An 11876-nucleotide genomic window follows, 5' to 3' on the forward strand; every position below is an offset into this window, starting at 1 on the left:
CCGACGGCATGAGTTTTCATGCCATCGTGGGGTGCGGCCCTGTTCACGGAACTGCCCGGACCGCCATCACCGGCAATCCGACCCCGGACGCGGGCCCGCCTGGCGGATCACCGCCAGCGCCGCCGCCGGCCAGGCGCGGTCGGGCACCAGGTGGTCATTCTCCATCCGCATGCCGATCTCCGCCCGCCAGCGGCCGCCGACGCGGGATGAATTGTGCCAGTTGCCGGTGGCGGCGTTGTCGGCGGTGACGCCCCAGGCGAAGTTCTTGCCCACGGTATTGGCGTTCAGCCAATAGCCGGCGGTCTCCACCACGTTGCCCTCCACCCGCAGGTGCTTGCTGCCCTCATCCAGGTAGATTCCGATGCGGTCGGCGATGTCGAAGATGTGGTTGTCGCGGATGACCGCGCCGGGGTTGGCCGACAGGTTGTAGATGGCGCCGCCGTCGAAGAACCATTTCTTCACACCATGGACGCGGTTGCCCGCCACCGTCATGTTCCGCAACACGGTGGGCTGGTCGAACACCGGGTTGTGCAGATAGCCCTTCTGGTTTTCCCGGTAGTTCCGGTTGCCGCCCACGTCGTTGTAGCCCCAGCCCCAGCCGATGGCGATGCCGTCGTAATTGGCGTCGGAGATGTCGTTGTGCAGAATGTCGGCCCTGTCGATGTAGGTCGCCAGCACCGCCGCGTTGTCCTTGTAATCGCGGGCTACGTCGGTGATGACGTTGTCGGCGATGGTCAGGTCGCGGTTGACCTGGCGCGGGTCGGCGGGGTGGTGCGCCTCCGCCCGCACGCCGCCGGCCATGATGGCCCCTCCGGCGATGACGGCGAAGCGGTTGCCCAGCACCTTCACCCCGTCCGTCCCCAGGCCCACGCCGGTCAGGTGGGCGTTGGCATCGTTGCCTATGCCCAGCGCCACCTGCCCCAACTGGCTGAAGGTGTTGCCGGTGAAGGTGATGTCGCGCGCGGCCGAGACCTGTACGGCGCCGGGGATCTGGTCCCACTTCTGGCGCATGCTCTCGAATTCCGGGCAACCCCAGCCGCAGGTGGCGTAGGCGTCCACCGGCCGCAAGGGGGAAACCTCCTTGAGGTAGGCGCCGCTCTGCTGGTTGGCGTAGCCGGTGGCCCGCGACGGCCCCATCCAGCTGGTATGGGAAAAGCGCAATCCCTGAAAGGTCAGGTTGCGGATGGGATGGTCATAGCTGCCACCGATGGCGACCAGCGCCTCCAGCCGGGGCAGGATGACCGTCATGGCGGTGATGTCGGCGTCGGGCCGGGGCTTCACGTACAGCTTGCCGGCGGCCGGATCGATGTACCACTGGTTCTGGTTGAGGGGCCATTCGCTACGCTTGCCGAAGAATTCCGGCGCGTTCACCAGGAACAGCCGCGCCTGGTCAGGCATGAAGGGCTTGTTCAGCGTGTCATAGCCCCAGCTGTTGTTGTCCCAGGCCGGCTGCTTCAGCGTGACCTGCGTGCCTTCGATCCGGTCCACCGGGGAATAGCGATCGGTGAAGATGCCCGTGGCCTCCACCTCCAGCCGCTGCGGCGCCTTGACGGCGGCGATTGTGGCGAGCGCCGGGTTCTTCAGGATAAAGCCGTGGGCAGTGAACTCCACATCATGGTGGGTGATCTCGATGGCCGGCCGGTCGGCGGCCGTGCCGTCGATCCACAGCTGGCGGCTGTCCAGGCCCTTGGGCACGTCGGCGACGTAGATGTCGTTCTCCGCGTCCGCCAGCGTCCAGCCGGTGACGCGCATGCCACCCGAAATCAGGGCCTCGGCCCCCGCCGCCGCCTTCCACACCACGCGATGGTCCCCCTGCCCGCCGTCGGCGGTGGCGAAGACCAGCGGCTTGTCCAGCGCGTAGGTGCCGGCCGCCAGTTCCACCGTGACGTCACGGTCGCGATTGGCGGTGCGGACCGCCGCCTGGGCGCGGACCAGGGTGCGGAAGGGTCGCATCATCGTTCCGGGTGCGGAATCATCCCCATCCGGCGCCACATGGAAGGTCATGGGCTCCGCCGCCTTGGCCACACCGGGCAACAACAGCAGCACACCCGCCAGCAGCAGGCGGGTCCAGGGCGGCGGGGTGATCATAAGAAAGCGCTCCCTAATGTTTATCGTCCCACCCCGGTACAGGCCGCCATCAAACCACCTGCCGTGCCGCATCCAGGCGCAAGGTCAGGTCGGCGCGGCCCGGCATCTCGGCCAGGATGTGGCGGGTCAGGCGTTCGTAGAATTGGATGAAGCGGCTGACCTGATCGTCGGTCATGGTGCCGTCGGTGGGCTTGCCCGCCGCCCGCAGCTTGGCGCGCAGGCCCTCCTCCTGCTGGATGCGCCAGCCGCGTACCACGGCGAAGTCGGGGGCGGCCAGCAGAACCAGGGCGTCCAGGCGGCCGAACAGGCGCTGATAGTCCCCGGCCAGGGCGGCGTTCACATATCGGCGCCACTCCCCGCCGGCATCGCGGTCCCGCTCCAGTTCGTTCACCGGCGGGCCCAGGTCGGCGGCGGCCTGCGGCACGGCGCCGACGCACCAGCCTTCGAACAGCACCACGTCCACCGGTCCCTCGACCCAGACGCCCTCGGCGGCGCGGCTGTCCACGGCCTTGTCGAAGCGCGGCAGCAGCGTGCGGCCCGGCATTCCCAGCCCGTCCAGCACCGCCAGGCCCAGGCCTACGTCATGGGTGCCGGGCACGCCGCGCGTGGCCAGCAGGGGATGGACGGCGCGGGCCAGGTCCTGCCGCTCCTCCTTGGTCAGGTACAGGTCGTCCAGCGACAGCACGGCGATCCGCAGGCCCGACGCCGCCAGCCGCTGGGCCAGGCCATCGGCCAGGGTGGACTTGCCGCTGCCCTGGGCACCGCAGATGCCCAGGATGAAGGGGCGGCGCGGCACCGCGTCCAGGCGCCGGCGCAACAGGCCCTCGACCAGGTCAAGCGACGCGGTCATGCGGCACCTCGCCCGCGAAGAAGCGGTCCAGGTTGGCGGCGACCCGCATGCCCATGGCGGTGCGCGTCTCCAGCGTGGCGCTGCCCAGGTGTGGCAGCAGCACGGCGTTGGGCAGGGCGATCAGGCCGGGGTTCACCGCCGGCTCCCCCTCGAACACGTCCAGGCCGGCCGCGGCGATGGCGCCGCTAGACAGGGCCACGATCAGGTCTGCCTCGTTCACCACGGTGCCGCGCGCGGTGTTGACCAGGATGGCGGTGGGTTTCATGCGCGCCAGCAGGGCGGCGTTCACCAGATGGCGCGTGGCCGGCCCGCCGGGGCAATGCAGGGAAAGGACATCCGAGGTGGCGGCCAATTCCTCCAGGCTGTCGACATGGGTGGCGTCCAGGGCCGCCTCCACGCCCACATCGGCCCGGCGGCGACTGTAATAGGCGATGGACAGGCCGAAGGCCCGGGCACGGGCCGCCGTCGCCTGGGCGATACGGCCGAAGCCCACCAGGCCCAGCCGCTTGCCCGCCAGCCCCTGGCCCAGCAGGTGGGTGGGACGCCAGCCGGTCCACCGGCCGGCACGCAGCTCCCGCTCCCCCTCGCCCGCGCGGCGGCTGGCCATCAGCATCAGCAGGATGGCCAGGTCCGCCGTGGCGTCGGTCAGCACGTCGGGCGTGTTGGTGACGACGATTCCGGCGGCCTTGGCCGCGTCCAGGTCGATATGCTCGAAGCCGGCGCCGAAGTTGCCCAGGATGCGCACCCGGGCGTTCGGGGCCGCCAGGATGGCGGCGCCAAGCCGGTCGGTGACCGTGGGGCAGATGGCGTCATACCGGCCCATGGCCTCGGTCAGGTCAGCGGCACTCAGCGGCCGGTCGCCGGGGTCCACGGTGACGTCGTAACGCTGGCGCAGATGCGCCTCCACGGCGTCGGGCCAGCGGCGGGTCAGCAGGATCTTCGGGGGCATGGCGCTTCCTGTTCAGGCGGGTGGCGGGACGGGCGGGCATCATAGCCCGATATCAATGCCCGTCACGCACGGCCCGCCACGCATGGCCACGACGGAGGGATCGGCGGGGCGCGGGTCGGTCATCATCGGGGTCCTCAGCGCCGCCGGAACACGGGCGGCCGCTTTTCCTTGAAGGCGGCGCGGCCTTCCGCCGCGTCGGAGGTGGCGAAGCAGATGGTCTGCAGGTCCCGCTCATACGCCATGGCCTGGTCCAGGGGCATTGAGAACGCGGCCCGCAGGTTCAGCTTGGCCGTCTCCGCCGCGATGGGCGCCCGGGCGGCGATGGTGGCGGCCAGCGCCTGGGCGCGGGGCAGCAGGGCCGCCGGCTCCACCACCTCGCTGACCAGGCCCCAGGCCAGCGCCCGGGCGGCATCGACCGGGTCGCCCGTCATGATCATCAGGGCGGCGTTGGAGGCGCCGATGGAATGGGCCAGGAAAGCCGCCATGCCGCCGCCGCCGATCCAGCCCAGCTTGATCTCAGGCGCCGCGAACTGGGCGTTGGTGGCGGCGATGCGGATGTCGCAGGACAGCGCCGTCTCCAACCCGCCGCCGAAGGCATAGCCGTTGACGGCGGCGATGGTGGGCTTCAGGCAATGGTGGATGGCGTCGCAATAGTCGGCGCGGTTGCGGAAATCCCAGGGTGTCACGTAGCTGTCCAACTCCTTGATGTCCGATCCGCAGCAGAACGACCGTTCCCCCGCCCCGGTGATGACCACGGCGCGGATGGTGTCGCTGCCGTTGCATTCGGTAACGGCGTCGGTCAGGGCCTTTGCCATCTCCGGCGTGACGGAGTTCAGCTTCTGCGGGCGGTTGAGCGTCAGGGTGGCGACGGGGCCATCCACGCTGAACAACACTTCGTCGGTCAATTCATCTCTCCCCATGCCCGGCTGAGCCCGACTGGCGGGACGCGGCGTACAAGCTCTGCAGGTCGTCGATGACGGCGCCGTGCGGCCGCCTGTCGGCCAGGGCGGCGCGGATCAGGGCCGAGGCCGCCGTCTGGAAGGGAATGGCGCCGGGGTGGCGGGGCCGGACGAAGGCCGCCTCCAGCGTGGCGGCGGTGTCGCGGTAGAAGCCGCCCCAATGGTCGTTGACGCGCGCGTCGGCCCAGGCGGAGCGCAGGCTGGGCTGGCCGTCATGGTCGGGGATGAAGCCCGCCTGCGTCGCTGCCGACATCAGCCAGCGCAGATGGTCCAGCAAGGCCGGGGTAACCTGGGCGCGGGTGGTGATGCCGATGCCCGTGCCACCCAGGGTCGATCCCGGCCGGCCCCCCGGCACCCGCCGGGGGGCGTCGGCATAGCGCAGCGGGTGGCCGCCCGCCCCGGCGCGGGTGTAGTTGACGTAGCCGTAGATCAGCGGGCACAGCGCCACATCGTCCGCCACCGCCATGCGGCCCAGGATGCCGATGGGGTTCAGGTCGGCCAGGGCCGCTGGGCTGGTCGCCGCCAGCCGCGCCATCAGGTCCAGCGCCGCCGTGCCCGTCGCCCGCCCGACGAAGCGCTCAGGATCCGCCTCCGCCGGTGGTTCGCCCAGGGCCACGCAGATGGACTGGAACGACAGGGCCGCGTGCGGCCCGGCCAGCGATAGCGCCACCGGATGGCGGCCGGCCAGGGCCACCACCTCACCCCAGGTTACCGGCGGCGGCCCGTCGACCAGGTCGGGACGGTAGGCCATGACTTGGGTGGCGGCGTCCAGCGGCAGGGCCCAGTGCCGGCCACCGTAGCGATAGCTGGACAGGCAGGGGCCGATGACCTCCCGCCCCCACGCCGCGATCTCCTCGGCGCCGAACAGCGCCTCCAGCGGCACCAGGCCCCCGCCGGCCACGGCGTCGCCCACATGGGGATGGTCCAGCACGATCAGATCGTAGCGCCGGCACAGATCCGCGATGGGGTGCTTCTCGAAGTCCTCCAGCGAGTGACGATCCCAGGACAGGGACAGCCCGTCGCGCGCCGGGTCCAGCGCACCGGCCGCCGCCGCCAGGGCGTTGTAGCCGCGCCGGTGGTCCCAGGTCAGAGCACGGTAATGGGGCACGTCATTCGACATCGGGCGGCTCACGGCGCCCCGACGACACCGGCGGCCAGCAGCCGCTCGATATCCGCCTGCGACAGGGACAGCCCCTCCAGTACCTCGCGCGTGTGCTCGCCCACCAGGGGGGCGCCCCGTTCCAGTGCTGCCGGCGTCTTGGAGAAGCGGATGGGGAAGCCCGGCGTCTTCACCCGGCCTTCGGTCGGGTGGTCATAGGTGATGAAGGTGCCGTTGTGGGCGATCTGCGGATCGGCCACCAGGTCGGCGTAGCCGTAGACCGGCCCGCACCAGATGTCATGGGCGCGGAACAGCTCCAGCCACTCGGCGGAACTGCGGCCCAACAGCCGGATGCGGATGCAGGCGAAAATCTCGTCGCGGAACTTCCAGCTGTCCGCCTCGTCGTTCAGCCCCTGCAAAAACGGCTCGTCGATCAGCCGGCCCAGCTTGTCCAGGCCGGCCATGGCGACGACGATATAGCCGTCGCTCGTCTTGAATACGCCGTAGGGGGCGCGGATGTAGCAATGGGCGTGCGCCTCGGCGGAGCGGGTCTGCGGCTTGTTGCCCACGGTGAAGACGGACAGTTCCTGCATCTGGAGGGTGGTGATGGCGTCCAGCATGTTGACCTGGACCAGTTGCCCCTCGCCCGTCCGTTCCCGGTGCAGCAGGGCGGCCAGCGCACCCTCGAACGCCGTGTAGGCGGTGATGGCGTCCACCAGGTACTGGCCGGCCGGCTGCGGCGGCTGGTCGGCGCTGCCGGCCGACAGCATGGCACCGGACAGCGCCTGCAACAGCAGGTCCTGCCCCGGGTAGTTCACATAAGGGCCGTCCTCGCCATAGCCGGACATGGAGACATAGACCAGGCCTGGGTTGATGGCCGACAGCGTCCCGTAATCCACGCCCAGGCGCTTGGCCACGCCGGGGCGGTAGTTCTGCAGGAAGACGTCGGCGTCCTTCACCAGGTCCAGCAGGATCTGCCGACCCTCCGGCGCCTTCAGGTCCACGGCGAGGGAGCGCTTGTTGCGGTTCAGCGACAGGAAGGAGACGTTGATCTTGTTGCCGCGTGCGCCGCCGGCCGAGGCGTGGCGCTGCCATTCGCCGCTGGTCGGTTCCACCTTGATGACATCGGCGCCGAGATCGCCCAGGCGCTGCGCCGCGAAGGGGCCGGCCATAGCGATGGAACAATCGATAACGCGGTATCCGCTGAGGATGCCCATGATGGTGTCGTCCTAGGACAAATTGAAATGGAAAGGAGGTGGCGGCTCAGGCAAATGGGGCCCGGGCAAAGGGCTCAGTGCATGACCCAGCCGCCATCGACGTTCAGGGTCTGGCCGCTGATGAAGCCGGCGGCGTCCGACGCCAGGAAAGACAGGGCAGCCGCGATGTCGCCGGGGTGGCCGCGCCGCTTCACCGACTGATGGTCCAGCACGAAGCGGGTGTAGCCCTCCGGATCCGGGTGGATCTTCTCCGCGTCCGTGGGGAAGGCGCCGGGGGACAGGGCGTTGACGGTGACGCCATAGGCGCCGAATTCCCGCGCCCAGGCCCGCGTCAGGCCGACCAGGGCGCCCTTGGACGCGACGTAGGGCGACAGGTTGGCCCAGCCGCCGTAGAAGGTGATGCTGGCGATGTTGATGATGCGGCCCCATCCCCGGGCCCGCATATGGGGCAGCGCCACCTGCACCGCCACGATGCCGGCGTCGACGTTCACGCGCTGGACCGCCTGGTGATCCTCCACGCTGTAGTCCTCGAACGGCTTCGCCGGATAGATCGCGGCGTTGTTGATGACCACGTCCAGCCCGCCCAGTGCCGCCGCCTGGTCCGCCAGCACGGCGCGGAAGCCCGTCAGGTCCGACAGGTCGGCTTTAAGGGGCACCAGCCGGCCGGCGTCGATGCCGGCGGCGGCGTCCGCCAGGGCCGCCAGGGCCGCCAGCTTGGCGGCGTCATGATCGACGGCCAGCACGGTGGCGCCCTCGCGCAGAAAATGCAGGGTGGCGGGCAGGCCCAGGCCGCCGGCGGCACCGGTGTACAGGATGGTCTTGGCCCCGATGGACATCGGCTGCCTCCTCACGCGCGGATGACGGGGCGGAAGTTGCCCGAGGGAGGGGGGTAGTCCGCGTCCGGCTGGCGGGCGATGGCCTGGATGCGCGCCACGGACGCGGCCACGGACGCGGCGTCCGGCAGGATGCGGAAGACGCTGTCGTAGTGCCGCTCCTCCCCATGTTCCAGCCAGATCAGCTCATCGCGCCGCTTGGCGAAGGGCTTGCCGAAGACGTGGTTGGTGGAGGGCTCGATGCCCAGGGCGTAGTGGCCCTGCTGCAGGTTCTGCCATTCATACAGGACGGGGAACTGGCGCTTGTCCGTCTCCACCTCCAGGCCGAAGCCGATGCCCTCGTTCACCAGGGCGACGGGCACGCGCGACGCGGCGTCGGCCGCCATCTCATGCTGCCAGACCTGCTCATGGAAATCGCGTTGCGGCGCCGGCAGGGTGCGGTAGCCGACGCCCTGCTTGCGGTAATCGTCCCCGGCGTGGGAGGCCCAGACCACGTCGCGGATGGGCGCCACATAGCGCGACCCTTCCGCCAGCACCGGGTACCCGACGTTGATGTGGTAACAGTACATGTGCGGCGTGCGGTAGAAGCCATGGTTGACCACCCGGTCGTGCAGGCGGATCTCATCCGTGCCCACCTTGGCCTCGACCCGGCGGATCAGGTGCAGGTCCTCCCCGAACACGGTGGACTGCTGCACCACGCCCTCCGCCCACAGCCAACAGTCATCCCCATCCCAGCGCTCGCCATAGCCGGTCAGGCGGGCGGGAATGGTGCCGATGCGGCCGTGCAGGGAGGATTTGACGCCCGTCCGCGGGCCATAGACGTAATGGTCGGCCGCATCCTCATCCATGAACAGGATGTGGTCCAAGCCGCAGGTGACCAGCAGACCAGAGAAGGAGCGGAACCAGCCCAGGCCGCCCTCCCCTTCATACTCATGCAGGCCGGGATGGCGGAAGCCGGAGGGCGAGTGCCAGCCAACGGCGCGGCCGTTATGCTCGCAATCCGCGATGTCCATGGCCCGGTCGATCAGGACGGTGAAGCGCAGCCCCGTGCCCGTGCGGAATTCCAGCAGGCGCACGCCGCGCTCGACACCGTCGCCCAGGGTCATCAGCCGCACGCCAGCGAATTGGGAGAGGGAGCCCGTGTGGGCCGCGACATCGCGGCGGGACCGGACCTGTCCGTAAAGGCTGACCATCCCCGTATCCTCCGTCAGTCTGGTCTTGAGGACTTGCTTTTTTGGCGCTTGGATTTCGGGGATTAAGGCCTCCAAACGCGGCCTTGTCAATTCAGAAGCGACATGTGATATCTCAGATGACGAAATAAAAACTTCAGAGGCGCAAAATGAGCGACACACGCCGGCTGTGCTTCACCGTGGACTTGGCGGACGACGCGGAGTTGATGGCCCGCTACAAGGCCTGGCATGGGCCGGGCGCCGTGCCGAAGCCGGTGGTCGACGCCATCCGGAAAGACGGCGTCCGCGACCTGGAAATTTGGCTGTACGGCACGCGCATGGTGCTGATCATGGAGGTGGGACCAGAGTTCGACCCCGTGGCCAAGGCGGCCAGCGACGCGGCCAACCCCGAGGTCCAGGAATGGGAGCGGCTGATGGGCACCTTCCAGCGGCCCCTGCCCGGCACGCCGGCTGGGCAAACCTGGGTCGCCATGGAGCGCATCCATTCCCTGAAGGAGCAGTCGTAATGAGAGGGGGCGCCGTGAACCCGGCCGCCGTCAACGCCGCGGCGCGTCGTCCTGCTGGACGCCTGAGCGTTCCATCACCGCCCGTGCGCCGGCCGGCCACGGGTCGCCCTTGACCTCGACATTGTCGGCCAGACGGTTGTTGAGATAGTCGGTCAGCGTTCCCCGCGCCCGCCCGTCGCGGAACCAGTTGCCCAAGGCCACATCGTCCATGGCGGTGCGGCGGGGAAGGTTGAAGTCCAGGGTGTTGACGTTCAGCCAGACATCGACCCGGTCGACGACGTTGTTGCGCACCGTCAGGTACCGCGACCCTTCGTCCAGGTAGATGCCGATGCCGCCGGGAACGTCGTAAATGTAATTCTCGGCGATCAGGCCGCCGGGATCGGCCGAAAGATGGTAGATGGCGCCGCCGTCCCCATACCATTGCTTCACGGAATGCACGCGGTTCCCGAAGATGACGGCGTCGCGCAGGATGGTGGGCGTGTCGTAGACCAAATTGCCCGGCTGGTCGTAATAACCGCGTTCCCGCGTCCGATAGGCTGAGCTTCCGCCCGGGTCGTTGACGCCCCAGCCCCAGCCGACATCAATCCCGTCATAGGGCGTGTCGGACACGTCGTTATGCAGGATCACCGGCGCCGTCGCATAGGTGACCAGGATGGCCGCCTGCTCCCGATAGTCTTGCGACACGGTCCTGATCCGGTTGTTGCGGATCAGGATGTCGCGGACAGCCATTTCGGGACGCGGCGGATGGTGGGCATCCGGCGTGACGCCGCCCACCATGATGGCGCCGCCAGACAGGTCGGTGAACAGGTTGCGCGACACCTCGACGGCGATGGCGCCCAGCCCGATGCCGCTGTCATTGGCATCGGCATTGTTGCCGATGCCCAGCGCCACCTGCCCCAGATGCGCGAACTCGCCCCCCTCGAACAGGATGCGGGTCGCGGCGGCCACCTGGATCGCCGCCGGCTGCTGGCGCCAATGGTTGCGGGCGGCCTCGAACGCCCAGCAGCCCCACGAGCAGTCCCGTATCGGTTCCTGGGGATAGCCGGGAAGGTGGCCGGCCAGGAACGCGCCGCTCTGCTGGCTGGCATAGCCTTGCGGGCCGGATGGTTCCAGCCAGCTGGTATGCTGAAAGCTCACCCCCTTGAACTGCAGATCCTTGACCGGCGCGTCATAGGTGCCGGCAATGGAAACCAGCATCGACAGGCGCGGCAGAACCACCGACGCCGTCGCCATCTCCTCTCCGGCGCGGGGCTTGTAGTAGAGACGGCCGGCGGCTGGGTCTGCATACCACTGGCCGGGCTCCCGCAGGAAGGCCAGGGCGTTGACCAGAAAAAGCCGGGCGGAGGCCTCCGAAACCGGCCGGGCGATGGTGTCATAGCCGATGATGTTGTTCCGCCAGCCCGGCTGCTGCATGACGATGCGGTCGCCCTCGATCCGTTCCACCATCGCGTGCCGATCCGTGAACCACCCCGTACCCTCGACCTCGATCCGCCTCTGGTCCGGCACGTCGGCCAGGCCCCGCCAGGCCGGGTCGATGATTTCCATCCCCCAGTCGTGGAAGCGGAAGGCTTGGCGCCCCACCTCCAGCGTCGCCCGCCAGGCCAGCCGGTCATTGACCCAGATCTGGCGCGGATCGACGCCACGCGGGATGTCGGCCGCCCATATCCCCTTGGCCGGGTCGGCCAACCGCCAGCCGGTCACCCTGTCGCCCCCGGAAATCACCGGCTTGGCCCGGTCCGCCGCCTCCCAGCGCACCAGGTGGCCCGCCTGCCCGCCATCAGCCGGGGAGAAGCGCAACGGCTCCGCCAGGCGGTAGACCCCGTCGGCCAGCCGTACGATGACATCCCGGTCGCGGTTCAGGTCCCGCACGGCGGCCTGGGCACGGGCCGGCGTGGCGAAGGGATGGGCCGGCGACCCGTCGCCCGTGTCGGACCCGGTGGGCGATACCGACAGGACCACGGGCGGCGACGGGGACCGTTGCGGGATCCTGATGGTGGCCAGCAGCTTTTCCCCGTACAGCCGTTCCGGCTGATGGCCGGGCGGCAGGTCGGGGGTGGGCAGGTCGGGGGTAGATGGTGTCTGCGACCACCCCGGCGCCGATGTCAAAAGCAAGGCCAACAGGCCGAGACGCGCCGCATATGATCCCATCGCTCACCCCCCCTTACAGGCTTTGTTTTCAATACGC

The 11876-nt window shown here is 69.2% G+C and carries 10 protein-coding genes; 1 reads left to right on the forward strand and 9 read right to left on the reverse strand.

Annotation, left to right across the window (positions count from 1 at the left end):
* Positions 1–66: 66 nt before the first annotated feature.
* From FBZ89_RS13445 to FBZ89_RS13480, 8 genes are all read right to left on the reverse strand, one after another.
* Positions 67–2088 (reverse strand): right-handed parallel beta-helix repeat-containing protein, encoded by a 2022-nt coding sequence (locus FBZ89_RS13445; RefSeq protein ID WP_145750484.1) that lies wholly within the window; start codon positions 2086–2088, stop codon positions 67–69.
* A 49-nt stretch (positions 2089–2137) separates the two neighbouring features.
* Positions 2138–2938 (reverse strand): kinase, encoded by an 801-nt coding sequence (locus FBZ89_RS13450; protein WP_145750485.1) that lies wholly within the window; start codon positions 2936–2938, stop codon positions 2138–2140.
* A complete protein-coding gene (locus tag FBZ89_RS13455) occupies positions 2922–3887 on the reverse strand; it encodes a 2-hydroxyacid dehydrogenase (protein ID WP_145750486.1) in 966 nt (321 codons plus the stop codon). The genes FBZ89_RS13450 and FBZ89_RS13455 overlap by 17 nt, the downstream gene beginning before the upstream one ends.
* A gap of 134 nt (positions 3888–4021) precedes the next feature.
* A complete protein-coding gene (locus FBZ89_RS13460; RefSeq protein WP_145750487.1) occupies positions 4022–4792 on the reverse strand; it encodes an enoyl-CoA hydratase/isomerase family protein in 771 nt (256 codons plus the stop codon).
* A 1-nt stretch (position 4793) separates the two neighbouring features.
* Positions 4794–5966, reverse strand: a complete 1173-nt coding sequence (locus FBZ89_RS13465) for an ABC transporter substrate-binding protein (RefSeq protein WP_145750488.1) — start codon at positions 5964–5966, stop codon at positions 4794–4796.
* An 8-nt stretch (positions 5967–5974) separates the two neighbouring features.
* Positions 5975–7162: a CaiB/BaiF CoA transferase family protein gene (locus FBZ89_RS13470; RefSeq protein ID WP_145750489.1), complete on the reverse strand. Its 1188-nt coding sequence runs from the start codon at positions 7160–7162 to the stop codon at positions 5975–5977.
* A 74-nt stretch (positions 7163–7236) separates the two neighbouring features.
* Positions 7237–7998 (reverse strand): SDR family NAD(P)-dependent oxidoreductase, encoded by a 762-nt coding sequence (locus FBZ89_RS13475; RefSeq protein WP_145750490.1) that lies wholly within the window; start codon positions 7996–7998, stop codon positions 7237–7239.
* Between the two features lie 11 nt (positions 7999–8009).
* Positions 8010–9188 (reverse strand): aldose 1-epimerase family protein, encoded by a 1179-nt coding sequence (locus FBZ89_RS13480; protein ID WP_145750491.1) that lies wholly within the window; start codon positions 9186–9188, stop codon positions 8010–8012.
* Positions 9189–9334: 146 nt separating this feature from the next.
* On the opposite strand from FBZ89_RS13480, the gene FBZ89_RS13485 reads away from it, so the two are divergent.
* Positions 9335–9691: an L-rhamnose mutarotase gene (locus FBZ89_RS13485; protein WP_145750492.1), complete on the forward strand. Its 357-nt coding sequence runs from the start codon at positions 9335–9337 to the stop codon at positions 9689–9691.
* A 30-nt stretch (positions 9692–9721) separates the two neighbouring features.
* Here the strand turns inward: FBZ89_RS13485 and FBZ89_RS13490 are convergent, their stop codons facing one another.
* A complete protein-coding gene (locus FBZ89_RS13490) occupies positions 9722–11839 on the reverse strand; it encodes a right-handed parallel beta-helix repeat-containing protein (protein ID WP_145750493.1) in 2118 nt (705 codons plus the stop codon).
* Positions 11840–11876 lie beyond the last annotated feature (37 nt).

Source organism: Nitrospirillum amazonense, from assembly GCF_007828045.1.
GTDB lineage: Bacteria > Pseudomonadota > Alphaproteobacteria > Azospirillales > Azospirillaceae > Nitrospirillum > Nitrospirillum amazonense_C.

What these genes read in the sequence shown, in the direction of transcription:
- FBZ89_RS13475 (WP_145750490.1), bottom strand. Translation starts at nt 7,998, where the DNA reads ATGTCCATCGGGGCCAAGACCATCCTGTACACCGGTGCCGCCGGCGGC.
- FBZ89_RS13455 (WP_145750486.1), bottom strand. Translation starts at nt 3,887, where the DNA reads ATGCCCCCGAAGATCCTGCTGACCCGCCGCTGGCCCGACGCCGTGGAG.
- FBZ89_RS13450 (WP_145750485.1), bottom strand. Translation starts at nt 2,938, where the DNA reads ATGACCGCGTCGCTTGACCTGGTCGAGGGCCTGTTGCGCCGGCGCCTG.
- FBZ89_RS13485 (WP_145750492.1), top strand. Translation starts at nt 9,335, where the DNA reads ATGAGCGACACACGCCGGCTGTGCTTCACCGTGGACTTGGCGGACGAC.
- FBZ89_RS13465 (WP_145750488.1), bottom strand. Translation starts at nt 5,966, where the DNA reads ATGTCGAATGACGTGCCCCATTACCGTGCTCTGACCTGGGACCACCGG.
- FBZ89_RS13445 (WP_145750484.1), bottom strand. Translation starts at nt 2,088, where the DNA reads ATGATCACCCCGCCGCCCTGGACCCGCCTGCTGCTGGCGGGTGTGCTG.
- FBZ89_RS13470 (WP_145750489.1), bottom strand. Translation starts at nt 7,162, where the DNA reads ATGGGCATCCTCAGCGGATACCGCGTTATCGATTGTTCCATCGCTATG.
- FBZ89_RS13480 (WP_145750491.1), bottom strand. Translation starts at nt 9,188, where the DNA reads ATGGTCAGCCTTTACGGACAGGTCCGGTCCCGCCGCGATGTCGCGGCC.
- FBZ89_RS13490 (WP_145750493.1), bottom strand. Translation starts at nt 11,839, where the DNA reads ATGGGATCATATGCGGCGCGTCTCGGCCTGTTGGCCTTGCTTTTGACA.